This window comes from Streptomyces paradoxus (genome assembly GCF_014202475.1).
GTDB classification, from domain to species: domain Bacteria; phylum Actinomycetota; class Actinomycetes; order Streptomycetales; family Streptomycetaceae; genus Streptomyces; species Streptomyces paradoxus.
The window spans coordinates 322,672-348,435 of sequence record NZ_JACHGV010000002.1; the positions used below are offsets into that span (position 1 = coordinate 322,672).

The 25,764-nt window shown below is 72.7% G+C and carries 22 protein-coding genes; 14 read left to right on the plus strand and 8 right to left on the minus strand.

Annotated elements, in window-relative coordinates:
- Positions 1-79: 79 nt before the first annotated feature.
- The 3 genes from HNR57_RS06435 to HNR57_RS06445 are packed head-to-tail and all read right to left on the minus strand — an operon-like array spanning position 80 to position 3,233.
- Positions 80-913 (minus strand): carbohydrate ABC transporter permease, encoded by an 834-nt coding sequence (locus HNR57_RS06435; protein ID WP_184557481.1) that lies wholly within the window; start codon positions 911-913, stop codon positions 80-82.
- Complete coding sequence (locus tag HNR57_RS06440; RefSeq protein WP_184557484.1) at positions 910-1,878, minus strand: carbohydrate ABC transporter permease; 969 nt, start codon at positions 1,876-1,878, stop codon at positions 910-912. Before HNR57_RS06440 ends, HNR57_RS06435 begins: the two co-directional genes overlap by 4 nt.
- Entirely contained in the window at positions 1,875-3,233 is a 1,359-nt protein-coding gene (locus tag HNR57_RS06445) for an extracellular solute-binding protein (RefSeq protein WP_184557487.1), read from the minus strand. The genes HNR57_RS06440 and HNR57_RS06445 overlap by 4 nt, the downstream gene beginning before the upstream one ends.
- A 250-nt stretch (positions 3,234-3,483) precedes the next feature.
- On the opposite strand from HNR57_RS06445, the gene HNR57_RS06450 reads away from it, so the two are divergent.
- The 3 genes from HNR57_RS06450 (at position 3,484) to HNR57_RS06460 (ending at position 6,935) form a co-directional block, all read left to right on the plus strand.
- On the plus strand, positions 3,484-4,095 hold the full coding sequence (locus HNR57_RS06450) for a toxin-antitoxin system, toxin component family protein (RefSeq protein WP_184557490.1): 612 nt from the start codon (positions 3,484-3,486) through the stop codon (positions 4,093-4,095).
- The gene (locus HNR57_RS06455) at positions 4,092-5,321 is read left to right on the plus strand and encodes a DUF6545 domain-containing protein (RefSeq protein ID WP_184557493.1); all 1,230 of its coding nucleotides are present in this window, start codon (positions 4,092-4,094) and stop codon (positions 5,319-5,321) included. The genes HNR57_RS06450 and HNR57_RS06455 overlap by 4 nt, the downstream gene beginning before the upstream one ends.
- A 213-nt stretch (positions 5,322-5,534) precedes the next feature.
- Positions 5,535-6,935: an NAD(P)/FAD-dependent oxidoreductase gene (locus tag HNR57_RS06460; RefSeq protein WP_184557496.1), complete on the plus strand. Its 1,401-nt coding sequence runs from the start codon at positions 5,535-5,537 to the stop codon at positions 6,933-6,935.
- Between the two features lie 73 nt (positions 6,936-7,008).
- Here the strand turns inward: HNR57_RS06460 and HNR57_RS06465 are convergent, their stop codons facing one another.
- Positions 7,009-7,857, minus strand: a complete 849-nt coding sequence (locus tag HNR57_RS06465) for an SMP-30/gluconolactonase/LRE family protein (RefSeq protein WP_184557498.1) — start codon at positions 7,855-7,857, stop codon at positions 7,009-7,011.
- Entirely contained in the window at positions 7,854-8,627 is a 774-nt protein-coding gene (locus tag HNR57_RS06470) for an IclR family transcriptional regulator (protein ID WP_184557501.1), read from the minus strand. Before HNR57_RS06470 ends, HNR57_RS06465 begins: the two co-directional genes overlap by 4 nt.
- A 223-nt stretch (positions 8,628-8,850) precedes the next feature.
- On the opposite strand from HNR57_RS06470, the gene HNR57_RS06475 reads away from it, so the two are divergent.
- The gene (locus HNR57_RS06475; RefSeq protein ID WP_184557504.1) at positions 8,851-10,860 is read left to right on the plus strand and encodes a TerD family protein; all 2,010 of its coding nucleotides are present in this window, start codon (positions 8,851-8,853) and stop codon (positions 10,858-10,860) included.
- A gap of 16 nt (positions 10,861-10,876) precedes the next feature.
- On the opposite strand, the gene HNR57_RS06480 is transcribed toward HNR57_RS06475, so the two are convergent.
- Positions 10,877-12,130: a PucR family transcriptional regulator gene (locus HNR57_RS06480; protein ID WP_184557507.1), complete on the minus strand. Its 1,254-nt coding sequence runs from the start codon at positions 12,128-12,130 to the stop codon at positions 10,877-10,879.
- Between the two features lie 2 nt (positions 12,131-12,132).
- A complete protein-coding gene (locus tag HNR57_RS06485) occupies positions 12,133-12,285 on the minus strand; it encodes a hypothetical protein (protein WP_167533774.1) in 153 nt (50 codons plus the stop codon).
- A 214-nt stretch (positions 12,286-12,499) separates the two neighbouring features.
- Between HNR57_RS06485 and pgfA the strand changes: the two genes are divergently transcribed.
- From pgfA to HNR57_RS06535, 10 genes are all read left to right on the plus strand, one after another.
- On the plus strand, positions 12,500-13,495 hold the full coding sequence (gene pgfA, locus HNR57_RS06490) for a cell envelope lipid trafficking protein PgfA (RefSeq protein WP_184557510.1): 996 nt from the start codon (positions 12,500-12,502) through the stop codon (positions 13,493-13,495).
- Between the two features lie 219 nt (positions 13,496-13,714).
- Complete coding sequence (locus tag HNR57_RS06495) at positions 13,715-14,905, plus strand: glycosyltransferase family 4 protein (RefSeq protein ID WP_184557513.1); 1,191 nt, start codon at positions 13,715-13,717, stop codon at positions 14,903-14,905.
- 56 nt (positions 14,906-14,961) lie between these two features.
- Positions 14,962-15,687: a class I SAM-dependent methyltransferase gene (locus HNR57_RS06500; RefSeq protein WP_184558851.1), complete on the plus strand. Its 726-nt coding sequence runs from the start codon at positions 14,962-14,964 to the stop codon at positions 15,685-15,687.
- The gene (locus tag HNR57_RS06505; protein WP_184557516.1) at positions 15,684-19,856 is read left to right on the plus strand and encodes an alpha-(1->3)-arabinofuranosyltransferase; all 4,173 of its coding nucleotides are present in this window, start codon (positions 15,684-15,686) and stop codon (positions 19,854-19,856) included. The genes HNR57_RS06500 and HNR57_RS06505 overlap by 4 nt, the downstream gene beginning before the upstream one ends.
- Complete coding sequence (locus tag HNR57_RS06510) at positions 19,853-21,100, plus strand: condensation protein (RefSeq protein WP_184557519.1); 1,248 nt, start codon at positions 19,853-19,855, stop codon at positions 21,098-21,100. The genes HNR57_RS06505 and HNR57_RS06510 overlap by 4 nt, the downstream gene beginning before the upstream one ends.
- A complete protein-coding gene (locus HNR57_RS06515) occupies positions 21,097-21,843 on the plus strand; it encodes a class I SAM-dependent methyltransferase (protein ID WP_184557522.1) in 747 nt (248 codons plus the stop codon). The genes HNR57_RS06510 and HNR57_RS06515 overlap by 4 nt, the downstream gene beginning before the upstream one ends.
- 15 nt (positions 21,844-21,858) lie before the next feature.
- A complete protein-coding gene (locus HNR57_RS06520; protein ID WP_184558853.1) occupies positions 21,859-22,764 on the plus strand; it encodes a hypothetical protein in 906 nt (301 codons plus the stop codon).
- Entirely contained in the window at positions 22,761-22,982 is a 222-nt protein-coding gene (locus tag HNR57_RS06525) for a Trm112 family protein (RefSeq protein WP_107454782.1), read from the plus strand. Before HNR57_RS06520 ends, HNR57_RS06525 begins: the two co-directional genes overlap by 4 nt.
- Complete coding sequence (locus tag HNR57_RS06530; protein WP_184557525.1) at positions 22,979-23,806, plus strand: FkbM family methyltransferase; 828 nt, start codon at positions 22,979-22,981, stop codon at positions 23,804-23,806. The genes HNR57_RS06525 and HNR57_RS06530 overlap by 4 nt, the downstream gene beginning before the upstream one ends.
- A complete protein-coding gene (locus HNR57_RS06535; protein WP_376772183.1) occupies positions 23,781-24,380 on the plus strand; it encodes a hypothetical protein in 600 nt (199 codons plus the stop codon). Before HNR57_RS06530 ends, HNR57_RS06535 begins: the two co-directional genes overlap by 26 nt.
- Before the next feature lie 13 nt (positions 24,381-24,393).
- On the opposite strand, the gene HNR57_RS06540 is transcribed toward HNR57_RS06535, so the two are convergent.
- A complete protein-coding gene (locus HNR57_RS06540; protein ID WP_184557530.1) occupies positions 24,394-25,764 on the minus strand; it encodes an MFS transporter in 1,371 nt (456 codons plus the stop codon).

A 25,764-nucleotide genomic window follows, 5' to 3' on the forward strand; every position in this document is an offset into this window, starting at 1 on the left:
GTGCGGGCCTGTGGGGGTTGTTCGCGCCCACGCGGCGGAGCCGCACATGGAGCACAGCCCGCGCCCCTTCGGGCGCTGTTTACTGGCCCGCCAAGCCCGTGTGGGCCACGCCCGCCACTATCTGCCTCTGGAAGAAGACGAAGACGGTGATCAGCGGCAGGCCCGCCATCAGGCCGCCGGCCATGAGCTGGGCCCATTGGATGCCGTAGGAGTTCATCACGGTGGCGATGCCGTTCGGCATGGTCATCAGGTCGGGGTTGTTGGTCACCATGTACGGCCAGAGGAAGTTGTTCCACGAGGCGATGAAGGTGAAGATGCCGACCGCCGCCAGGGAGGGGCGGGACAGCGGGAGGACGATGGTGAAGAAGACGCGCCAGCGGCCGGCGCCGTCGATGAAGGCGGCCTCCTCCAGTTCGCGCGGGATGCCCTGGAAGAACTTGTAGAGGATGTAGACCATCGCGGCGGGTGCGCACTGCGGCAGGATCATGCCCCAGTAGGTGTCGACCATGCCCATCTGCTGGACGGTGGTGAAAAGCGGCACGCCGAGGACGGCGGGCGAGATCATCAGACCCGCCATGACCAGGCCCATCAGGACGCCCTTGCCGCGGAACTCGGTGCGGGCGAAGCCGTAGCCGGCCAGGGCGCTCACCAGCAGGACGACGGATGTCACGCAGACCGAGACGACCAGGGAGTTCACGAACCAATTGGTGATGTTGCCGGAGTCGAACAGGGCCTTCCAGGCCTGGCCCGTCCAGTCCTCGGGGAGCCAGTGCGGCGGGACCTCCACCGCCTCGGTCTCGGACTTGAGCGAGGTGAACAGGCCCCAGGCGAAGGGGGCGAGGAAGACGGCCGACACGGCCGTGCCGAGGAAAGTGAGCAGGATCTGGCCGGGCGTCCACGCCTTGGTGGTCATCGGGCGCTCTCCTCACGGTTGCGCAGCAGCCACATCCGGGCGAGGGCGACGGCCGCGATGATCACGAAGAAGATGACGGAGATGGCGGAGGCGTAGCCCACGCGGTAGCTGGTGAAGCCCTCTTCGAGGGTGAACTGCACGAAGGTGCGGGTGGACTCCTCGGGGCCGGGGCCGAAGTCCATCATCACCACGGCCTGGTCGAAGACCTGGAGCGAGGCGAGGATCTGCAGGGCGATGACGAGGCCGGTGATGCTGCGGAGCATCGGCAGGGTGATGTGGACCATGCGGTGCCAGGCGTTCGCCCCGTCCAGCCGGGCGGCCTCGTAGAGGTGGCCCGGGATGCCCTGGAGCGCGGCGAGGTAGAGCAGGAAGCTGAAGCCGACCGTCCACCACAGGGTCGTGATGACGATGGCGAGCATGGCGTACGACGTGTCGGTCAGCCAGGGCGTGTCGAGGCCGAAGACGTGGTTGACCATGCCGGTGCCGGGGTTGAACAGCCACTGCCAGAGGTTGCCCGCGACGGTCGACGGCAGCAGGAACGGGGCGAAGAAGCACAGCCGCCACAGCCACTTGCCGCGTTCGATGTGATGCGCCAGCATCGCGAGGAGGAAGGCGAGGACCGTGATGCACGGCACGACCAGGAGCGTGAAGTACGCGCTGTGGCCGAGGGAGTCCCACACCAGGGGGTCCCGGAGGGCCTCGCGGTAGTTGTCGAGGCCGACGAAGCTCGCGCCCTCGCCGGTGATGTTGGCGTCCGTGAAGCTGAGGTAGACGCCCCTCAGGAGCGGCCAGATCACGAACAGGGCGAAGAGGAGCAGGAACGGGGCCACGAACCAGCCGCCGTGCTGGAAGCCCTGACCGCGACGCAGGGTGGCGCTCGCGGCGGCGGTCTTCGCGCGTGCGGGTGCGGGGGCGGCGATGGCCCGGGCGATGGCGTGCGCGCCGGTCTGGGGGCTGGTCGTCATGCGGCCGCGCCTCCTTCCGCGGCGGTCATGCCGTCCATGGGGTTCTTCATGGCCAGCAGCTGGGTGAGTGCGCCCTTCATCCGGCGGGCGGCGTTCTCGGGCCGGGTGGAGCCCATCGTCGAGGCGGCGACGATCGGGCCGACGCGCTGGGCGAGGATGCCGGTGGAGCCCGCGAACCACACCTTCGGCTCGGTGGCCTGGTGGTTCATGGCGGAGACGTATGCGCTCTGCGGGTCCAGCTTCTGGTACGCCGCTGTGGACAGCGTGGGCGTGTACGCGGGGATGTGGCCGCCGGCCGCCCACTGCCGGGCGTGGGTGACGACGTAGGCGGCGAGCCGGTGGGCGGCCTCGTTGGTGGCGCCGCCGCGGCCGGACTGGTGCGGCAGGACGAAGGCGTGCGACTCGGCGTGCGTGGCCTGCTTGCCGAAGACGGGCGGCAGCGGGGTCGCGCCGTAGTCGAGCTTCGCGCCGGAGTAGACCGGGACCGACCAGTTGCCCTCCCAGACGAAGGGGGAGCCGTTGATGAACTGTTCGGCGCCGGCGGGGCCCGCGAAGCCCGGGTCGGCGTAGCCGTCGGTGAGGTGCCTGCGCAGGAACGTGAGGACCTGGACGGCCTTGTCGGTGTCGAAGGTGACCTCGGTGTTCGCGGCGTTGAACCAGGTGCCGCCGAGCTGGGTGTAGAAGGCGACGAAGAACCACCACTGGAAGTTCTGGTCGTTGGCCCACAGGCCGATGGTCTGGAGCCCTTTCTTCGTGGCCCGCTTGGCCTCCTTGAGGACGTCGAACCACTCGTCGGCGGAGGTGACCGGCACGATCCGGCCGTCGGCGCCGAGCAGCCCGGCCTTCTTCAGCACGTCCTTGCGGTAGAAGCAGAGCTGGACGTGGATGTCGAGGGGGAGGGCGTAGAGCTTGCCGTCGACGACGGCGCGCTTCCACAGGGCGGGGTTGAAGTCCTCTTGGCGGACGCCGTACTTGGCCAGCAGGCCGACGTCCCAGGGGTCGAGGAGGCGGCCGGGCGAGAAGCCGGTGACGCGGCCCAGGTGCATGACGCCGAGGTCGGGGGCGCGGTTGCCCGCGGCCGCCATGGCGAGCTTGGTGTAGAAGGGGTTGCCCCACTGGAGGGTGGAGTCCTTGACGGCGATGTCCGGGTTGTCCTCACGGAAGGCGTCCAGCATCGCGATCATGTTGGAGCCGTCGCCGCCGCTGAAGAGGTTCCAGTAGCGCACGCGCGGGTGCGCGCCGGCGGCGAGTGCGTCGGCTCCGGTGCCGAGCGCGGCGAAGCCGAAGCCGCCGGCGACGAGGAGTCCGCCGAGCCCGCCGAGAAGCTGCCTGCGATTCAGGTCAGGTCGTCCCATGCCCTGCCCTTACGATCGATGACGGAGATCCGTTCGATATTTCGGATAGCGCTCGTTACTTCGAACGGGACCGTAAATTCGAAGCGCTTGCACGTCAATGGTCCGGCCAGACTTCGGTCGGGACTTTTCCGGACAGGAACGGTCGTTCCCCTTTGAACATCGGACGTCGGATCGCATGACGCGCACACTTTCGGGCGCGTAGTCTCGGGGACGCCGACAGGCCGTCGGCCGGCGGCGAGAAGGGGGAGCGATGGACATCGCGGGCGCGCGGGTCAGGGCCGCCCGAATCGCCGCCGCGCTCAGGCGCTCACGCAGTGGCTCGGCCATGCGCGGCCTGGCCGCCGAGCTCGCCACCGCGGTGCGGAAAAGACCCGAGTACCCCACCGACGTACGGGCCTTGTGCCGGGCGCTCTGCGAGGAGATGAGCAGGCGGCGCGGCGGACGGCCCGTCGAGCTGCGGTTCGAGCGCTTCCCGGACGAGATCGAAGTGACCGGCCTGTGGGTGGAGTTCCAGGACTTCGACCTGGTCATCGTCGAGGAACGGGCCGAGGACGTGCAGCAGCTGGTGATCCTCGGGCACGAGCTGTGGCACCTGCACGCCGGGCACGGGCATCACCACGGGGCGGGTGCGGCGGCGGCCCACGCGTTCGCCGACCGGCCGGGGTGGGAGGACGTCGCGCTGGCCGTGGCCGCCCGCAACGGCTCCCGGGAGCGGGACGAGGCCGAGGCCGACGCCTTCGGGCACCGGCTGGCGGCGGGGTGCCGGTCGCTGCTGCCGGGTGGGCGGGAGCCGGACGTACCCCTCGAACCCGTGCAGCGGTCGCTGTACTACCGGGGGCCGCGAGGAGGTGCGGCACCGTGACGTCGGTGGCGCTGACCCCGGCCGAGTTCGTCAACCAGTTCTACCCGAACTTCTGGTGGATCCCCGCGGGGGTCCTAGCCGCCGCCCTGGCCATCAAGCTGCCGAGCATCATCCGGCTCTGGAGGGACCCGATGCTGCGCGCGGTCGGCGGGCTGCTGCTGCTCGCCTGCGCGGTGTTCGTCTTCGTGGCGCCGTCGACCATCGCCCGGGTCAACCGGCTCACCGGGGTGGCGAACTTCTCCGGCCCCTGGGTCTACTCGCTGCTCACCGCGTTCTGCGCCTTCTGCCTGCTGCTGATCATTTCCTGGCGCAACGGTCTGTCCGACCGCTCGGACCGCACCCGGCGCGCGATGCGCGGGGTCGTGGCGGTCTACTCGGGCGTGATCGTCGCGATGTGGGTGCTGTTCGCCCTCGCGGACGTGCCGGTGGAGCGGCTGCGGGATCTCGACACGTACTACGCGAACACCCCGTACATGCGCGAGGTGATCGTGCTCTACCTGCTCGCGCACACCGTGGCCGCGCTGGTCACCAACGGGCTGATCTGGAACTGGGTCCGCACCGACGGGCTCGACTCGCTGCTGCGCTGGGGGCTGAAGTTCCTCGGCGTGGGCTACGCGGCGCAGTTGCTCTTCGACGCCGCCAAGATCAGTGCCGTGGTGGCCCGTTGGTCCGGACGGAACGTGGACTGGCTGAGCACGGCCGTCGCCCCGCCGCTGGCCTGCCTGTCCGCCGTGCTCATCGCGGTCGGCTTCATCCTCCCGCACGCCGGGCAGTACCTGCACGGCCGCTGGCACGTCCGGCTCGCCCTCCACGAACTGCGGCCGCTGTACCAGCTGATGAGGACGGTCAACGGCACCGGGGTCCCGTTCCTGCTGCGCGCGACGCCGGAGCTGCGACTGGTCCGCCGGGAGACGTTCATCCGCGACGTGCTGCTGCCGCTCGCCCGGCACATCGACGAGGACCGGCGCGAACGGCTCCACGACGCAGCCCTCGCCCTCGGCCACCCGCCCGGCCTGGCGAAGACACTCGCCGCCACCGCGGCGATCCTGGACGCGGCCGACGCCAGGAACCGGACACGGGAGGACGACGGCACCGGTGCCCGTGACACCACGGACCTGCTGCGCGAGATCGGCGCCGTGTCCCGGGCCCTGCGCCGCGCGGAGGACCTGAGGGCGATCCGCGCCCTGGCGCGTGACCACACGGACGGCAGGTCGCTCACCGGCTGACCACGCCCGTCGTGCCCGGCGGAATGCACGGACGAGACCCGCACGGGGGCCGCGGACGGTACGTGAAGGTACGGTGAGAGCCGTCCGGAACGAGGCCCGTATGGCTCGAAACCGGTGCCGGCGGACGGGTGTTGTGTGCCGCGCGGCTGTGGCCGGACGCCGGGGAATGCCCTCAGGGCGGAGGAGCCTTCATGGCTGAGTGCGGGGAGTCGCATGTCGCGTAGAGCTGTCGTCATCGGTGCGGGGCTGGCCGGCATGCTGGCCGCGGCGGCCCTGTCCGCCGTCGCGGACGAGGTGGTCGTGCTCGACCGCGACGATCTGCCCGAGGGGCCGGAGCACCGCAAGGGCCTGCCGCAGGGACGTCACGCCCATCTCCTCATGGCCGGCGGCCTGGCCCCCATGGAGGAGCTGGTGCCGGGCGTGAGCATGCGCAAGCACCTGCTCGCCGCCGGTGCGCACGAGATAGCGCTCGGCTCGGGCATGGTCGCCCTCACGCCCGAGGGCTGGTTCCGGCGCTGGCGTCACCCCGGACCGCGGATGCTGACCTGCACCCGGGCGCTGCTCGACTGGGCGGTGCGGGGCGCCGTGCTGGACAGCACCGGGGTGGTCGTCCGCAAGGCGCGGGTGCTGGAGCTGACGGGCTCGCGGCAGCGGGTGACCGGGGTGCGCCTCTCGACCGCCGCCGGGGAGGAGGACCTCGCCGCCGACTTCGTGGTGGACGCGAGCGGACGCGGCTCGCGGATCGTGACCTGGCTGGCGCGGCTGGGCGTGGACGACGTGCGCGAGAAGACGGTGGACGCCGGCCTGGTGAACGCCACCCGGCTCTACCGCACTCCCGAGGGGGCCGGGAGTTTCCCCCTGGCCATGGTGCAGGCCGATCCGTATCAGGGGCGGCCCGGCCGCAGCGGCATGGTGCTGCCGATCGAGGGCGACCGCTGGATGGTCAGCCTCGCCGGCACGCGGGGCGGCGGCGAACCGCCGTCCGACCCGGACGCGTTCCTCCGGTACACCCTGGACCTGCCCGACCCCATCGTGGGCCGGCTGATCTCCGGCGCGGAACCGCTCACCGAGGTCCATGTCAGCCGCAGCACCAGCAATCACCGCCGGTACCTGGAGAAGGTGCGCTCCTGGCCCGACCGCCTCGTCGTCCTCGGTGACGCGCTGGCCACGTTCAACCCCGCCTACGGGCAGGGCATGTCGGTGGCGGCGCTGGGCGCCCGGGAGCTGGACCGCGAGCTGAGGCGGTCCGGCCTCGGCGAGCCCGGGCTCGCCCGGCGTGTGCAGCGGCGGGTGGCCAGGCCGGTGGAGGCCGCGTGGACGATGGCGGTGAGCCAGGACGTCTGGTACCCCGGGACGCGCGGGGGCTCGCCCGGGGTCGTCGACCGTATGGTCACCGCCTACACCCGCCGCATGATCCGCACGGCGACCGGTTCGTACACGGCGGCGTCGGCGGTCTGGGACGTGATGAGCATGACGACCGGGCCGACGCGGCTGCTACGGCCCTCGACGGTCCTGGCCACGCTGAGCGGGCCGCCGTTGCCGGCGGCGGTGGGGGCGCCGCTGACGGAGGACGAGCGGGCGGTCCTGCGGCGGCTGGACCGGACGGGACGCTGAGAGCGGGGCGGCCCGGCCCGGGCCGCTCCCCGTCTCCGCACGCGCGGACGCCCCGGCCCTTCCCGCGGTCCGGTCAGCCGGCGAACGCGGGCTGCGCCAGTCCCTTGCCCGCCCTGGGCACCACGAAGAGGGAACCCGCGAGCGCGGGCGGCCCGGTCAGCCCGGCACGGGCCGTGGTGATGTACAGGTCGGTCAGGTCGGGCCCGCCGAACGCGCAGGCCGTCACCAGTGGCACCGGCAGTTCGATCACCCGGTCCAGCCGGCCGTCCGGCGTGTACCGCCGCACCGCCGAGCCCTGCCACAGGGCGACCCACACGCACCCCTCGGCGTCCACGGTCAGCCCGTCCGGGAAGCCCGCGCTCTCCTCGATCCCGGCGAGGGTCCGCCGTCCGGAGACGCGCCCGTCCGCGTGGTCGAAGACGTCGACCCGGCGGGTCGGGGAGTCGATGTAGTACATGAGCCGCCCGTCGGGGCTCCACCCCGTGCCGTTGCTGACGGCGACGTCGTCGAGCACGACGTCCACGGTGCCCTCGCCGGTGACGCGGGACAGCGTGCCGCCCCCCGGCGCCTCGTCGTAGCGCATCGTGCCCGCCCACAGGGCGCCGTCGGGCGCGACGGCGGCGTCGTTGGCGCGGCGGCCGGGGACCGGCTCGTGGTGGAGCCAGCGGAAGCCGTCGTCCGGGCCGAGGAGGCCGATCCCGTCGCGCAGGTTCAGCACCAGACCGCCGCCGGCGCGCGGCTTGACGGCGCCGATGTGCTGTTCCGTGCGGCGGACCGTGCGGTGCCCGGTGGCCGGGTCGTAGGTGTGCAGGCGGGAGCCGAGGATGTCGATCCACAGCAGCCGGCCGGCCGCCGCGTCCCAGGTGGGGCCCTCGCCGAGCTCGGCCTCGGCCCGCACCGCGACCTCGTACGGCGCCGTCATGCCACGCCCCGGTGACCGAGGCGCTCGGACAGCTCGGCGGCGCCCTTGACGGCGAGCTGCTCCAGCTCGGGGCGGCGCTCCTCGCTCCAGCGGATCATGGGCACGGAGATCGACAGGGCGGCGACGACCTGCCCGGTGCGGTCGCGGACCGGCGCGGCCACGCAGGACACGTCCGGGTTGGACTCGCGGTTCTCCACGGCGAGGCCCCGCTCACGGATCTCGGCCAGGGCCTCGCGCAGCGCGCCCGGGTCGGTGATGCTGTTGGGGGTCATCGCGACCAGCCGGGCGTTGTCCGGGATGCGCGCGGTGAGCTCCGGCTCGGGAAGGGAGGCCAGCAGCATCTTGCCGACGGAGGTGCAGTGGGCGGGCAGCCTGCGCCCGGCCGCCGACACCATCCGCACGGCGTGCGTGGAGTCGACCTTGGCGATGTAGATGACGTCCGTGTCCTCCAGGATCGCCACGTGCACGGTCTCGTCGCAGGTCTCGGCGACGGACCGGGCGACCTGCTGTCCCTCGGCCGCGAGGTCGAGCTGCTCGGAGTACCGGGCACCGAGCTGGTACGGCCGTACGCCGAGCCGGTAGCGTCCTGGCTGACCGGGCATCGGGACGATGTACTTCCGGGCGGCGAGCGTGGTCACCAGCTCGTGCACGGTGGTGCGCGGCAGCTGGAGCTTGCGCACGATGTCGGGGGCGGAGAGCGTGCCGTCCCCGTCGAGGAAGAGCTCCAGAATGTCGAGAGCCCGGGTCACGGCTGGTACGAGGCGTCCCACGACCGGCCCCCTCCCTATATGTCTCAGGCGCCTGTGTTCGATATTTCAACAGGCGATCGGCATGACGAACACAGGCTAGCCATAGAGGTATGTCCGGGCAATGGGCGGAGGCCCTGCGAGCGGAATCCCACGAGCGCCCCACATGCGCGTGGTGTGCCCATTAAAGTGCCCGGTGTGCGACACGTCACAGGTGTCGCAGAGGTGGGGGATTTCTGTGCGTGACATGACCATGGGCTCGAACGTGTCCTTAACGGCCCTGAGCGAGAACATCGGCTCCGCGATCGTCAGCCTGGGCTGGTCCAGCCCGACCGGGGAGGGCGACGCCGACGTGTCCGTCCTGCTGCTGGACGGGAACGGCAAGGTACGCAGCGATGCCGACTTCTACTTCTACAACAACCCGGTGGCCGCCGACGGCAGCGTGCAGCTTCTCGGCAAGGAGCCGACGGGAGACGGCAGCGAGGACCGGATCAGCTTCGACCTGACCGCGGTACCGGCGGAGGTGGAGCGGATCGTCGTGGCCGCGAGCCGCTACGAAGGGGCGCGCTTCGGCGAACTGGACGGCCTGAAGGTGACGCTGGCCGACGCCGTGGGCGAGAGCCTCCTCCGGTTCGTCATCGAGGACGCCGGCCAGGTGAGCGCGATCATCTTCGGTGAGCTGTACCGGCGGGGCGAGGAGTGGAAGTTCCGGGCTGTCGGTCAGGGGTACGAGAGCGGGCTGGCGGGGCTGGCGACGGACTTCGGCGTCGACATCGAGGACGACGAGGCGGAGTCCGCGACGGAGGCGGCGCCGGAGCTCATCGTGAGCTCCCCCGGTACTCCACCGCAGGCGACGCTGGAGGCGGTCCCCGCACCGCGCCCGCCGGCCGAGGAACAGGCCCCGCCGAAGAAGCGGGCCGGTCGGCCCCGCACCGCGAAGAAGCGGGTCACACCATGCAAGGCGCCCGTGAAGAGTCTGGCGGAGAACGAGTCCTGGAGACAGGCCCGGCTCTTCCCGGTGTCTGCGCTCAAGAACGACCGGGACCGGGAGACGCGGGCCACGTCGGTGCTGTTGTCGGTGATGGCCCAGGTGCCGCGGTTCGGCCGGCGCGTCACCGCTCCCTTCGGCGCGCCGTCCGGCCGCATGGAGACGTTCACCGAAGTCTCCCTGCCGCACGGGGACACACCACGGCGCCCCGACGGAGTCATTCGCGTCGAGCGCGCGGGCAAGCTGTGGACGGCCCTCGTCGAGACCAAGACCAACGGCAATCCCCTGAAGTCCGACCAGGTGCAGGCGTACATGGACATCGCGGCCCGGCGTGGCTACGAGGCCGTGATCACCCTGTCGAACGACGTGGCGCTGGAGGGCAGCCCCCTGGTCGACGTGAAGATCGACCGGCGCCGCAAGCACCAGGTGGCGCTCTGGCACCTGTCCTGGGCCGAAGTGGCCCACCAGGCCCAGATGCTGATCCGGCACGAGGGTGTCGGCAACGCGGCGCGCACCTGGTTGCTCCAGGATCTGCTCCATTACCTCCAGCACGACAACTCCGGTTGCCACGGCTTTCAGAACATGGGCGCAGCATGGGTGCCCGTGCGCAACGGGATCAACGACGAGACCCTCTGCCAGGGCGACCCCCGCGCCCTGGAGGTCGTGGAAAGCTGGGAGCGGCTCATCCGGCAGGTGTGCCTGCGGCTCGGGGGCGAGCTGGGGCAGAAGGTGCTGCCCGCCCAGCGTTCCCGGCGAGGTACCGACCCCGGGGCCCGCCGCGCCCGCTTGGCGGACCAGCTGTGCCTGGAGGGCAGGCTTCAGGCCGAGTTGCGGGTCGAGGGGGCACCCGGCCTGCTGACCATCAGCGCCGATCTGCGGACCGCCAAGCTGCGCACGTCCGTGGAGATCCCGGCGCCCGAGCAGGGCTACCCACTGACCTGGGCCAAGCGCCTGGTCCGTCGTCTCGCCGAGGCGCCGGCGGACCTGCACGTCGAGACTCTTGTGGAGGGCGATGCGGGCGGCCCGCGGGGCACGCTGGAGCGGTTGCGTCCCGAACCGGGGGATCTGCTGCCGAAAGACGGCTCGACCCGCATCACCGGGTTCCGGCTGTCACTCTTCAAGGGCATGGGAAGCGGCCGCGGCAGCGCGGAGTCCGGGTTCATCCGGAGCGTCGACGACGCCGTGCACCGCTTCCACACCTCGGTGGTGGCCCACTTGGACGCTCCCGCATCCGGGCGGACCGCGGCGAGGGAGCGGGCCACGGTATGACGCCGGGGCGGCGCCGCTACCGGGCACGCCGCCCTCCCATCCCTCCCAGCTCCCCCCGCAACCGCTGCGCCCGCAGCACCAGTTCCAGTTCGAAGCGGCGGTCGGGGTCGTCGATCTCGTCGCCCCAGAGTTCGCGGATCTGGCGCAGGCGGTAGCGGACCGTCTGGGGGTGGACGCCCAGGCGGGTGGCGACCTCCGGGGCGCCGCCTCGGGTTTCCAGCCAGGCCAGGAGGGTTTCGGCGAGGCGGCGGGCGTGGGTGGGGCCGCAGTGGGTGAGGGGGGCCAGGCACCTCAGGGCCAGGTCGTCGATGAGCTCCTCGGGCTGGAGGAGGACCAGGGCCTCGGTGTGCTCGGTGCAGTAGAGGACCTCGCCGGAGGGCAGGAGGTCCCGTTCCATCAGGCGGACCGCGGCCTCCGCCCAGCGCAGGGACTTGGCCGCCTCGGTGAGCGGGACCGGTGGGCCGATCGCGCCGGACCAGCCGGCCAGGGCCCGGTGCATGAGCTCGGACCGGCCCGCCGCGTCCGGCTCGGGCACGACCATGCGGGGCTGCTCGTACTCCATGTCCAGCAGGACGCCCTGGCCGACCGCGGGGGCCATCGCCTCGCGGGCCGGGCGGAGCAGGACGCCGACCGCGACCTTGGCCGGTAAGGGCCAGCCGATCCGGGCGGCGCGTTCGGTCAGGGCCTCGGAGGGGTCGCCGCGGTGGTGCTCGGCGAGGAGGAGTTCCATGAGGCGGCGTTGCAGGCGCAGGCGTTCCCCGGCCTGGCGGGCGGCTGCCTCGGCATAACCGCGTACGGACTGGTCGACCAGGCCGTCGAGGTACTCGTAGCCCGCGTCGACGAGTTCGTACATGGCCGGGGGCGGGATCTCCACGCGCTGGCCGATGTCGGCGAAGCGGCGCCAGGCCAGGCGTACGCCCATGCGGTAGATGGCCTGGAGGGAGTCGAGGGAGCGGCCGTTGAGGCCCTCGCCGCGGCCGAAGTCCTGGAAGACGCCGGGCGGGACGGTCGGACGCCCCTCCGAGTGCTCCAGGTGCTGCACGAAGACCTCGATGGCACGGCGGATGCCGACCAGGGCCATCGGCTCGCCGGAGTCGTCGAGGACGACGGGCAGGTGCGGGTACTCCCGCTGGATCTCGCAGAGGATCTCCTCGGCGAGGGCGGGCGCCTCGGCCATGGCGATCGCGGCGAACCGGCGTACCTGGAAGCGCGGTACCTCGTGCCAGGCCGAGCGCGTCGAGAGGGCGGCTGCGGTGCGGGCGGCCGTCACGGTCAACTCCCCTGCCCTGTTTGCTCGTACGTGATCAGGGGGGTGTTCGGTTGGTCGGGTGTGGCTTCGAGCAGCGCGACGACGCCCAGCGCGGCGCCCACGGCGAGGGCGGCGGCGAGCGCGACGGTCAGCGCGGCAGCGAGCAGTCTCGACATCGCAGGGTCAGCCTCTCTGTCCGGATTCGTCCGGAGATCGTCCGGAGGTTTCCCCACCTCGGCGTCCCGTCCCTGCCTGTCGCGCCCAGTCTCGACAAGCATTGACACCCCGTCAAGAGCCGCCTACGGTTCCCGGCCCAACCGCACGTGCGCATTCCGCCGCCGTGCCGGCCCTCTCGTACGTCGAGCCGTCCCAAGCCACTGGAGTGCCCGGATGCGCCGTACAACCTCTCCCTTTTCCCTGGTCCTGCTGGGTCTCGGTACGTTCCTGCTGGTGCTGGCGCCCCTGCTCGCCTGGTACGTGGAGCCCCGTGCAGCGGTGAACCCGATCGACATCGACACCACCGCCGTCTACACCGGCCGGGGCAGCGTTTTCGACACTGACCGGATCGAGACGGTTCCCGACCGGAAGATCACCGTGACCCAGCGGGTGCGGGGCAACGTCGAGGACAGCGAACGCAGCGGCAACGCCGTCTGGGACGTGACGACCACGGTCGACACCGACAAGTCGCTGCCGGCCGCCGATCCGCACGACGCGCTGGACTTCGTGCCGCACCGCTGGGTGATGGACCGGAAGACCACACGGCCCGTGCACTGCTGCGGGGAGAAGCCCTACATCGAGGGCGAGGCGTATCTGAAGTTCCCCTTCGACGTGCAGAAACGCTCCTACCAGTGGTGGGACAACACGCTCGGCGACACGGTCGTCCTGCGCTACCGGGGCACCGCGAAGGTCCAGGGCTACACGGGCTACAAGTTCACCGGCTCCGTGCCGCCGACGAAGACCGGCACGCGCATGGTGCCCGGCAGCCTCGTGGACCAGCCGAACCGGCCGCAGGTGCTGGCCGAGGAGTGGTACTCCAACCACGGTTTCGAGCTGGTGGTGGACCAGGCGACGGGCCGTGTGATCTACGCGCAGACGGGCCCGAAGCGGACCCTGCGGGCGCCCGGCGGGAAAAAGGACGCGGCGGTGCTGCTGGACAGCCGGAAGGTCTCATTCACGACCGCGACGCAGAAGGAAGCCGTGCGGCAGGCGAAGCGGGACAGCGGGCTACTGCGGACGGTGGGCACGACGCTGCCGATCGGGGCGGCGGCGGGGGGCTTCGTGCTGGCGGTGGCGGGTGGCGTTCTCGTGGCGCGTGGGCGGAAGGAGCCGGAGAGCCCCGTTCCGGCCGATACGTCCGGTACGCCCCAGCCCACCCTCACGATGTGATGTGACGTCAGCTCCAACAAAGCCGGAAATTGTCACGCCGGTGAGTAGCCGTGGCGAACGTCCGGGCGAAAACTGTCCAACCCCACCCGAGCACATCCCGTCCACACTCCCCTCCCAGGAAGAGCTCAGGCTCCGCACAGACCGACCCCCTGTGACGACCACACCCCCCCCACGTTTCCCCACGCTGAGTTCCGCACCCCGACACGAGTTGGAGCACCCATGCCCCAGCACGTACCGTCCCGGCTGCGTGCCGCGCTCCCCAGTGCGTCGCAGCACCTCTCGGCGCTCCCCCCACATCCGCGCCGGATCGTTTTTCTCGCCCATCGTGATCTGGACAACCCCTCCGCCGGCGGCTCCGAGCTGCTGGTCGACCGACTCGCCGACGGACTGACCCGGCTGGGGCACCAGGTGACCCTGCTGTGCGGAGGGCCGGCTTCCCCCAAGCTCTCGGCTTCGCTCGAGCAGGGTGGTGCCCCCATCCGCGACTACCGGGTCGTCTCCGCCGGCGGCCCCTACGGCCACTATCTGCGCGCCCGGTCGGCCTTCACCCGGCAGATCGGCGACTGCGACCTGCTGGTCGAGGTGTGCAACGGCATGCCCTACCTGGCGCCGCTGTGGCACCGGGGGCCGACGCTGACCCTGGTCAACCACGTCCACACGGACCTGTGGCCGATGCGCTTCGGCGGGCCGCTGGCCCCGGCGGCGCGGATCGGCCGAAGACTCGAACACTGGGCGCTGACCGGGGCGCAGCAGCGGAGCCTGCTCGTCGCCGTGTCCTCCTCGACCGCGCACGCGCTGCGGGCGATCGGCGTCGAGCGGGACCGGATCCGCGTCGTGCACAACGGAGTCGAGGAGCCGGGGCCGAGGGCCGAGCGCTCACCGGAGCCGTTGTTCGTCGCCGTCGGGCGGCTCGTCGAGTACAAGCGGATCGATCTGCTGCTGCGGCTGTGGGAGCGGGTACGGCCGGTGACCGGCGGGCGGCTGGTGATCGTCGGGGACGGGCCCGAGCGGGGCCGCCTGGAGCAACTGGCCGGGCCCGGCGTCGAGTTCACGGGATATGTGTCCGAAGCAGAGAAACACCGGCTGCTGTGCGCGGCCTGGCTGCTGCTGCACCCTTCCGCGGTGGAGGGGTGGGGGCTGGTCGTGACGGAGGCCGCGGCGCGCGAGACACCCGCCGTCGCCTTCGACGTGCCGGGGCTCAAGGACTCCGTGGTCGACGGGGAGACGGGGGTCCTCGCGCAGGGCGAGTCCTCCTTCGCCGCGGCATGGTGCGCGCTGGCCCTCTCCGGGCGACGGCGGGAGTTGATGGGGAAGGCGGCGCGGGAGCGGGCTGCGCAGTTCCGGTGGGACCGGACGGTGCGGCAGTTCAGGGCGGTCGCCACGGAGGCGGTGAGGAGCTGGGCCCCGTGAAGCCGCCCACGCGCCCGCGCGGCGGACCCGCAGATGTCTCAGCCTCGCGCCCCTCTGTGCGCGACCCCTCGTTCCGGAGATCTCTCGCCCTGTTCCGTGCCTTCCTGCACGAGCAGGACGACCCAGAAGCCTGCTACTCGCTGCTCGCCCGCGACGCCGTCGACCAGGTCGAGTCCTACGACGGGCCGGTCGCCGGGCGTACCGTGCTCGACGTCGGCGGAGGCGGCGGGTACTTCACCGAGGAGTTCCGGCGGCGCGGGGCGAACGCGTTCCTCTTCGAGCCCGACCTGGCCGAACTCGGTGAGAAACCCCCCGACTCGGCCGTCGTCGCGGACGGGTACCTGCTGCCCCTGCGGGACGGCGTCGCCGACGTCACCTTCTCCTCCAACGTGCTGGAGCACGTGGCCGACCCGGAGACGTTCCTCAGTGAACTGGCCCGGGTGACGCGGCCCGGCGGGCTGATCTACGTGTCGTTCACCAACTGGCTGTCGCCGTGGGGCGGGCACGAGTGGGCCCCGTGGCACTACCTCGGCGCCGAACGGGCCCGGGCCCGCTACCTGCGGCGGACCGGCATGCCTGCCAAGCACACCCTCGGCGAGAACCTGTTCGCCGTGCACATCGGCTCCACCCTGCGGCAGGTGCGCGCCCGGGACGACGTCACGGTCGTCTCGGCACGCTCCCGCTACTGGCCGTTCCTCGCGGAGGCCGTCGTCAAGGCGCCCGGCATCCGCGAGTTCGCCACCTGGAACCTCCTCCTCATTCTGCGGCGGTGTCCTGCATGACGACCACGGTTCAGGCTCCTCCCCCGGCAGCCGTCCCCACCACCGCGACCGCCGCGGGCCCGCCCGACGGCCCGCGGTCGCGGCGCTGGCTGATGGGCTTCTGGGCCGTGATGTTCGTGTTGTTCCTCGCGGTGCGGCCGGGGCGGCAGACCTTCGACACCAAGCTCGGTGTCACGGTCGATCCGGGCCAGTTCCTCGCCGATCTGGGCCAGTTGTGGCACGACCGGGCCGGGTTCGGCGGGATCCAGGACCAGTACATCGGCTATCTGTGGCCGATGCTGCCGTTCTACTGGCTGTGCGACCTTCTGCGGCTGCCGGTGTGGCTGGCGGAGCGGCTGTGGCTGTCGCTGATCGTGTCCGTCGCCTTCTGGGGGGCGCTGCGGCTGGCGGAGCGGCTGCGGGTGGGGAGCGGGGCCTCCCGGCTGCTGGGTGCGGTGGCGTACGCGCTGTGGCCGGTGTTCACGACCGTGATCGGGTCGACGTCGGCCGCCGCGCTGCCGGGGGCGTTCCTGCCGTGGGTGCTGCTGCCGCTGACGAACGAGCGGTACGCCGCCCGGGTCGCGGCCCTGCGGTCGGCGCTGCTCGTGCCGTTCATGGGCGGAGTGAACGCGTCGGCGACCCTGGCGTCGCTGCTGCCGGTCGGGCTGTACCTGCTGTCCCGGCCGCCCGGCCCGCGGCAGCGCAAGCTGATCGTCTGGTGGGCACCCGCCGTGATCGTGGTGACGGCCTGGTGGTGGGTGCCGCTGCTGCTGCTCGGCGTCTACGGCGAGAACTTCCTCCCCTATATAGAGACCTCGCAGACGACGACGGACACCATGGCGGCGACCGAGGCGCTGCGCGGGGCCGGCAACTGGGTCGCCTATCTGCACCTCGGTGAGGCGTGGCTGCCGGCCGGCTGGGCCGTGGCCTCCTCCGTCGTCGTGATCGTGTGCTCGGCGCTCGCCGCCGGACTCGGCCTCGCCGGGCTCGCCCGGCGGGACATGCCCGAGCGGCGGTGGCTGGTGCTGACGGTGCTCGTGGCCGCGGCAGTGCTGCTCGCCGGGTACGGCGGGGCGTTCGGGGCGCCGTTCCACGGCGTCGTGCAGGGCTGGCTGGACGGGTGGCTGTCGCCCTTCCGGAACATCTACAAGTTCCAGACCGGTGTGGCGCTGGCGCTCGTGCTGGGTCTGGCGCATCTGGTGGGCGTGGCCTCCGAGCCGCGCGGGGCCCGGCAGGTGCGCGGCCGGCGCCTCGCCCCGCTGATCGCGGCCGTGCTGATCCTGCCGGGGCTGCTGTGGCCCTACCTCAACGGCTCGATCCTCAACCCGGGTTCCTTCCAGAAGCTCCCCGCCTACTGGCAGGCCACGGCCGACTGGCTGGAGAAGTACTCCCCCGACTCGCGTGCCCTGGTCGTCCCGGCGACCGCGCACGGTGTGTACACCTGGGGCTCGCCCATCGACCAGCCGCTCGACGTGCTCGCCGAGTCGCGCTGGGCACAGCGCGACTACGTGCCGTTCGGCACGCCCGGCAACCGGCGTGCCATGGACGCCGTCGAGCAGGCGCTGATGTCCGGCGCCGAGGTGCCGGGCCTGGCCGACTACCTGAGCCGGGCGGGGCTGTACTACGTCGTCGTACGCAACGACCTCGATCCCGACCAGATCGGCTACGTGCCCACCACGACCGTCAAGCGCACCCTGGAGCAGTCGGGGTACGAGCGGGTGACGGGGCTCGGGCCGGTGATGACCGGCGGGCGGATCGCGCAGGACGCGCCGCTCCAGGTCGAGGGGCTGTACCCGCGGCAGCGGGCCGTGGAGATCTACCGTCCGACGGGCGACGACGTGATCCGCCCCGGGCAGGCCGGACTCGCCCCGGTCTCCGACACGGCCGTGGTGTCCGGCGGACCGGAGGCGCTGCTGCCGCTGGCGGAGCGGCTGCGCGGCCGGGCGACCGTCCTGACCGGCGACAACCACCCCGGGCTCGGCACTCCCGCCGTGCAGGTGGTGGGTGACGGGCTGCGGCGGGCGGACACCCGGTTCGGGCTGGTCAACGCCGGTACGTCGTACACGTACACGCGCGACGAGCGCAACGCGCCGGATGCCCAGCAGGACCCGGGCGAGAAGCCGCGCCAGATCCTGCCCGCCGAGGGCACGGACCACCAGACGGTGGCCGAACTGCGCGGCGCCCGCTCGGTGTCGGCGTCCTCGTACGGCAACTGGCTGTTCCACCTGCCGCAGTACGACCCCGTGAACGCCTTCGACGGCAACCCGGACACCGCGTGGGCGGAGGGCGCGCCGGACACGCCGGACGGGCAGTGGCTGCGCATCGGCTTCACCGGCTCCTACGACATGCCGTCCTCCTTCAAGGTGACGCCGCTGCCGCAGGAGAGCGTGCGGGCCGCCGCGACGAAGGTGCGGGTGGAGACCGAGAAGGGCGAGAGGACCAGTTTCCTCCAGCCGAACGGCATGACGCAGCGGATCAAGGCGCCCGAGGGCGCGACGGGCTGGATGAAGCTGACGATCGTGGACTCCGTGGAGCGCCGGACCGGTCTCACCGGCGCCGGGTTCTCCGAGATCGACCTGCCGGACGTGCAGGTGACCCGTCTGCTGCGGCTCCCGTCGAACGCCGAGGACGCCACGTCGGCCGCCACCGTCGTCTCCCTGCACCGCGCCTCCGACCCGACGGGTCTGTCCGCGACCGGCACCGAGGCGGGCCTGCACCGCCGCTTCACGACTCCGGCCGCCGGGACGTTCGAGGTGCGGGCGAACGCGGTGCCGGTGCCGGGCGAGGCACTCGACGAGCTGCTCTACGAGGTCGCGCCCGAGCAGCAGGCCCGGATCGTCGCCACCGCAGACTCCACGGCGCGCCTCGGCGCGGGCCTCGCGGCGCGCAACCTCACCGACGGCGACCTGACGACGGCGTGGATCGCCGGCGACCGGCCGACGATCCACCTGCGCTGGGAGGGCAAGCAGCCGGTCGGCGAACTGGTCCTGGCCCCCGCGGGCGGACTGTCCGCCCGCGCCTCCGAGGTGCACATCAGCTCCCCCGACGGCGCGGCCATCGCCGGCGCCGACGAGAACGGCTGGGTCCGCTTCCCGCCGATCACCACGGACCGGCTCGACATCACGATCACCGAGACGGCCCCGCTGACCCTGCACAACCCGGTCGCCGACGAGGACCTGCGCCTTCCGGTGGGTCTCACGGAGGCGTACGTCCCGTCCCTCGACCAGTACCGCACCCCGCAGCCGGACGGCACCCGGGAATTCTCCCTGCCGTGCGGCAAGGGCCCGGACGTGGCGCTGGACGGCGAGCTGTACCAGACGAGCGCGAAGGGCACCGTGCGGGATCTGGTGGAGCGCCGGGGCGTGCGGGTGACCCTCTGCCAGGACGGCCGGGGCGACGCCGAGGTGCGGCTCGCGGCCGGAGAGCACCGGCTGGAGGGCGGAGACGCCGGCCCGCTCGCGCTCACGGACGTGACGCTGACCCGCGGCACGGTCCCCGAGGCCGCGGCGGCCGGGCGTGACCTGCGGATCCGGGACTGGCTGGGCGACCGGCGCGCGGTCACGGTGGGCTCGGGCGCCGCCTCGTACCTGACGACGTACGAGAACTTCAACGACGGCTGGAAGGCCACTCTGAACGGCAAGGAGCTGACCCCGGTGCGGCTGGACGGCTGGCAGCAGGGCTGGCGGGTCCCGGCCGGGGCGGGCGGCGACGTCAAGCTGTCCTACGAGCCGGCCACGACGTACGACGCCGCCCTGATCGGCAGCGGCGCCGGCATCGCGGTCCTGCTGGGCCTGGCGCTGTGGCGCCGCCGCGCCGCCAACCCCGACGCGCCCCAGCCTGCCCCGCCGCTGCCCGGGCTGTGGCTCGGCACGGTGGCGCTGACGCTGGTCGCCGTGGTGATCGCGGGCTGGTTCGCGCTGCTGGTCCCGGCCCTGGCGCTGCTCGCCGCGCGACGGCACACCCTGCTGGTGCCGATCGCGTTCGCCGCCCTGGCCGCAGCCGGGATCGTCGCGGCCTCCGGGGCCGGGGAGCCGGTGGGCGCCGGTGACGGCGCGTTCGGGCATCTGGCCCAGCTGCTGGCGCTGATCGGCCTGTTCGCGGGCCTGGTGAGCCTGCGCGAGGGACCGGGCCCGCAGGCGCCGACGCAACAGCTGCCGAGGACGGAAACGGGGGAGGGCAAGACCGCATGACGGCACCGGTACGCATTCCGTTCCCGGTGGTGGACGAGGTCTCCCGGCACTGCCTCCAGGAGGAGGAGCCGGAGACCGTCCACATCGAGGTCCACCTCCCGGGCCCCCTCGACCGGGCACGGCTGCGCAAGGCCTTCCTGGAGGCCCTGCACCGGCATCCGCGGATCCTGATGCGGGAGGCGCGGGGGCCGTGGTACCGGCGCAGGTACGAGTGGGAGCTGACGGCGGAGCCGGACGTGGAGGTGGTGACCTTCGCCCCGCCGGGCCCCCGAGCCCTGCCCGACGCCCGGGCCCGGGCCCTCGCGGCCGCCCCGCCCCTGTCGGCGTCCCCGCCGGTCCGGCTGGAGGTGGTGGACTCGGTCCTCCTCCTCACCATCAACCACACCGCCCTGGACGGCCCGGCCTGCCTCCGCGTCCTGGCCACGGTCGCCGAGCTGTACGGCGGCCGGGACAACGCCCCGGCGGCACCCCCGGCCCGACCCACCGACCCCCGGCAGGACCCCCCGGACACCCCGGCCAACTGGTCGCCCCCGGCGCGGGTGGCGCACGGCACGCCCGACCCCTCCCCCGGCAACGGCATGCTCGTCGCCGAGCTGCCCCTCCCGCACCGCCCCAAGGGCTCCCCGTACACCGTCAACGACCAGCTCATGGTCACCACGGCCCTGACCATCGCCCACTGGAACAGGGAGCACGGCGCCCGTCCCCGCCCCCTGCGCATCACGATGCCCGTGGACGACCGCCCCCGCGACACCACGATGCCCATCGGCAACGGCACCCGCCTGGTGGAAGTCCCGTACGCGCCGCGGGAACTGGACGTCACCGACATGCCGGCCCTGCTGCGCCGCACCGCGGAGCGGACCCGCGCCCTGAAGTCCCTCCCCCGCCCCCAGCTGGGCCACGGCGCCGCCCTCCTGACCGCGCCCTGGGCGCCCGTCACCGCCCGCGCCGCCCTCACCCGCACGCTGCGCAGAGCCGCCGCGCCCTGGACGTCGACCACCCTGCTCAGCAACATCGGCCGCATCCCCTACCCTCTCGACTTCGGCGACGAGGCGGGCCGCGCGCACGCCGTCTGGTTCTCCGCCCCGGCCCGCATGCCGCGCGGCCTGACCGTGACCACCGCCTCCACCGCGGGCCGCCTCCATCTGGCCCTGCGCTGGTCGAAGGCGCTGCTCAGCCACGGCGACGGCGCCCACCTCCGCGACCTCTTCGAGCACTACCTGCACACCACGGAGGTGACCCCGTGACCACACCGACCACCACCGGACCCCCACCCCGCGACCTGCGCGACTTCTACGAGAACCCCGCCGTGCCCGTCGCCTCCGGCACCCCGCGCAGCCTCCGTCAGGCCCGCATGCTGGCCCGCGCCCTGAACGGCCCGGCGACCGCGAGCCCGCGGACGATCCTCGACATCGGCTGCGGGGACGGAACCGCCGCCGCCACCGCCGCCCCGCTCCTGCCCGGCCACCGCGTCATCGGCGTCGACTGGTCCCAGGACGCCCTGCGCCGCGCCCGCACCCGCATCCCGTACGCGGTGCGCGGCGAACTCACCGGCGGCGGACTGCCGTTCGCGTCCGGCTCGGCCGACGCCGTGCTGTTCAGCGAGGTCATCGAGCACCTCGTCGACCCGGACGCGGCCCTCGACGAGATCCGCCGGATCCTGCGCCCCGGCGGGCATCTGATGCTGTCCACGCCGAACCTCGCCGCCTGGTACAACCGCGGCCTGCTGCTGGCCGGCGTGCAGCCGGTGTTCTCCGAGGTCAGCCTGCGCGGCATCCACGGCCGCCCGGGCAAGGAGGTCGTGGGACACCTGCGGCTCTACACCGCCCGGGCTCTCAGGGAGTTCGTCGCCGCGTCCGGATTCACGGTCGAACGGCTCGAAGGGGCTCCCTTCCACGGCGTGCCACGCCCGCTGCGCCCGCTGGACCGGCTGGCCTGCGCCCGGCCGCAGCTCGCGTCGATCCTGCTGCTGCATGCCAGGAGGACGTAGCCCATGTGGTGGGGAGTGGCCGCGGCGCTGCTGGCGAACACCCTGTACAGCCTGGGCTTCGTGCTGGAGAAACGGGCGCTCACCTCGCTCCCCGAGGTGAGCATCCGGCAACCGGCCCGGCTGCTGCGCCTCGTCCTCGGAAGCCCGCTGTGGATCGGCGGGTCCCTCGCCCTGGCCGCGGGTTTCGCCGCGCAGCTCGTCGTCTACCGCACCCTGCCGATCGCCGCCGCCCAGGGCATCTTCGTCTCCGGCCTGGTGCTGCTCGTGCTGCTGTCGGCGCGGCTGCTCGGGGAGGAGACGTCCGGCCGGGAGCGGTACGCGCTGGGCGCGATCCTGCTGGCGCTGCTGATGGTGGTGCTGTCGCTGCGGGAGGGCTCGGACACCGTCAGCCAGGACGCGCCCTACCAGCTGATCCTGCTGGTGTGCGTACCGGCGCTGGCGGCCGGGGTATGGCTGTACGGCTCGGCCGAGCGGCGCACGCGCAACCGGCACCGGCGGCCCACGACCGGCGTCGAGTACGGCGTGGCCGTGGGCCTGCTGTACGGGGTCAGCTCGCTGGCCATCAAGGGCGTCTCCGGCCATCTGACGACCCACGGGATCGGCGGCGCCCTCGTGGACCTGCTGAGCTCCCCCTATCCGTATCTGCTGCTGTTCACCGGCGTGTTCGGCCTGGTCATGTCCCAGGCGGCGCTGCAACGCTGCCGGGCCTCGCTGATCGTGCCGGTGTGCACGACCGTGACGTCCCTGTTCACGGCGGTGCTCGGCACGCTGTCGTTCGGCGAAGCGCTGCCGGACGAGCCCCTGCGGCTCGCGCTGCGGGTGGCGGGCACGGCCCTGGCGGTCGCCGTCCTGCTGACCATGCCGAAGCACGACACCGCTCCCCAACCCTCCCCACCCGCCAAGGAGCTCGCATCCCCATGAAGCCCGACGACCCGCTGCTGAAGATCCTGGCGTGCCCGCTCGACAAGGGCCCGCTGCACCTGCTGGCCGAGGAGGCCGGGCAGGAGGAGGCGCTGTACAACCCGCGCCTGCACCGCCGTTACCCGATCACCGACGGCATTCCGCAGCTGCTGCCGTCCTCGGGGGAACAGGTGCCGGACGACGAGCACGAGGAACTCCTGAAGAGGATGGCACCGTGACCAGCCTGGCGGCCCGTGTCGCCCCTCTGCTGCCCACCCGCCTGGTGGCCGCGGCGGCCCGGGCGCTCTACCCCCGGTTCGAACCGGAGCTGGCACGGCTCGCCGAGCTGTGCCCGCCGGGCTGCCGTACGGCGGTGGACGTCGGCGGCTGGTACGGGCCCTGGACCCACCGTCTGTCGGGCCTCGCCGAGCGGGTCGTGACGGTCGAGCCGGTGCCCCATCTGGCCCGGCTGCTGGTCGCCGCCGCCCCGGCGAACGTCCGGGTGGTCCGGGCGGCCGCCTCGGACCGGCCGGGCATCGCCCGCCTGTGGCTGCCCTCGGACGACTCGGGCGACCGGGGCGTGTCCTCGCTGGTCCGCCGCGACATCCACGGCCGCGCGCTGGACGTCCCCTGCGTCACGCTGGACGAGCTGGGCCTGCGCGACGTCGGCTTCATCAAGATCGACGTGGACGGCAACGAGCCGGCGGTGCTGCGCGGCGCGACGGGTCTGCTGGCCCGCGACCGGCCGGCCCTGTTCGTGGAGCTGGAGTCGCGCATCCAGCCGATCGCGCCGGTGGTGACCTATCTGTCCCTGCTGGGCTACGACGGCTGGGTCCTGCCCGGCGACACCTGGGTGCCGTTGTCGAAGTTCCCGCTGGAGGACCACCAGGCCCGCGCGTCGTACGTCGTCTCCCACGGCCTGCTCCGCCGCGTCCTGCCCTCCCCGCTCCTGCGGGGCCCTCGCTACGTCAACTCCGTCCTGTTCCTCCCCGACGGCCGCCGTCCGGGCAGGACCCCGGTGGGCGACGATGGGACCCATGCCCTCCGCAAAGCACCCCGCTAGCCCCTTCACCCCGCTCGACTTCCAGCTGGTGCTGCTGCGCCGCATGGCCGACCACAACCCCGGCCTGGTGGAGGACGCCCGCCATGAGCTGGGGGTGTCGATCGCGGACATGCGCGAGGCCAACCGGCGGTGGCAGGCGATGGTCCGCTCCCCGCGCTCCCGCGCGCCGCTTTCCCGCTACCGTTCGGTGCTGGGCGAACCGGAGTCCCGCACGCCGCGCCGGATCGGCGATCTCGACTGCGAGGCCTGGCTGTGGCCGGTGCCGCTCTGGCCCTCCTTGCGCTTCGAGGTGCTGACCGCCCCGAACCGCGCGGTGTGGAACGAGTGGCTGGTCCGCGCCCCGGGCGCGAAGGGCCCCGGGCTGCGCACGCTGGACGACCTCACCCCCTGGTCCTGCACGGTCGACGAGGCGGCCCGCGCCTTCGCCCCGGCACGCCCCCTGGAGGGCACGGCCCCGACCCGGTGGGGACTGGCGTTCACCGCGCCCGACGCCGAGGGCGTCCGGCGGGAGGCCGTCGCGGAGTTCACCTGGGGGCTGGTGCAGCGGGTGGCCGTCACCGGCGCTCACATCTGAGGCCCATGCGTCTTCAGGAGGTGTCCGTGTGCCGGGTCCTGGCCGGTACGCAGCCCCACGCGAGGACCGCCGCCGTCAGATAGGCGAGCGCGCCGATGCCCATGCTGGTCCGGATTCCGGTGCCGTAGTTCGCGGCCGAGGCGAGCAGGCTGCCGCCGAGCGCGACGCCGGTGGCGCTGCCGACCTGGCGGGTGGTGTTGAACAGGGCGGAGGCGGCCCCCGAGTAGGCCGGGGGCGCGGCGCCCATCACGGTGGCGGTGGAGCCGGTGAGGGCGAAAGACGTGCCGAAGCCGGCGGCCATCATCGGGAGCACCAGCAGCCCGTAGGCGGGGTCGGCACCGGCCGCGGCCCAGCCGGCCAGGCCCAGCGCGGCCAGGAGCATGCCCGAGACGACCAGCGGGCGGTCGCCGGTCCGGCGGGACAGCCGGGCGGACAGGACCGAGGCGAACATCGTCATCGCCACCGCCGGGAACAGCGCGAGACCGGTGCCGAGGGCGCTGTAGCCGCGCTGGTGCTGGAACTCCAGGCTGGCGGTGAACACCATGCCGTAGAAGCCGAAGTTGAACAGCAGGCCGATGACGGCTCCGCCGCTCATGGCGCGTGAATGCAGCATGCTCAGCGGGAGGGCGGGAGACCTGGCCAGCCGCTCGCGCAGGGCGAAGGCCGCGGCGGACAGGACGGCCAGGCCCAGACCGGCGAGCACGGCCGGGTCCGACCAGCCGCGCCGCCCGGCCTCGTTGAGCGCCCCGGTCAGCAGGGCCACCGCCGCGACGACGGCGGCCTGCGCCGGCCAGTCCAGGGCCCGGTCGGCGCGCCGGGGCGAGCGGGCCACGTTCCGCAGCGTCAGCACCAGGCAGGCCGCGCCGACGGGCAGGTTGATCAGGAACACCCAGCGCCAGCCGGCCGTGGAGACGAGCAGCCCGCCCAGCAGCGGCCCGGCGGAGGCCGCGATGCCCGCCATCGATCCCCACAGCCCGAAGGCCCGCGACCGTGCCCCCGGCTCCGGGTAGGCCTGCTGGAGCAGGGCCAGCGAACCGGGCACGATCAGCGCCGCGCCGAGCCCCTCCACCAGCCGGGCCGCCACGAGGAAGGCGGCACCGGGCGCGAGCGCGCAGGCCGCCGAGGACGCGGTGAACACCGCCACGCCCCAGCAGAAGACCCGCCGGTTGCCCAGCCGGTCCCCCAGCGCCCCGCCCGTCAGCAGGAACCCGGCGAAGACCAGCGTGTAGCCGTCGGTGATCCACTGGATGCCGGTGAGCGAGGCCGACAGCTCCCGCCCGACCACCGGCACGGCGACGTTGATGACCGTCACATCGAGGATCACCATGAAGTACCCGGCGCACACCGCGAGCAGCGGTGCCCAGGTCCGTTGCTCGGGGGGCAT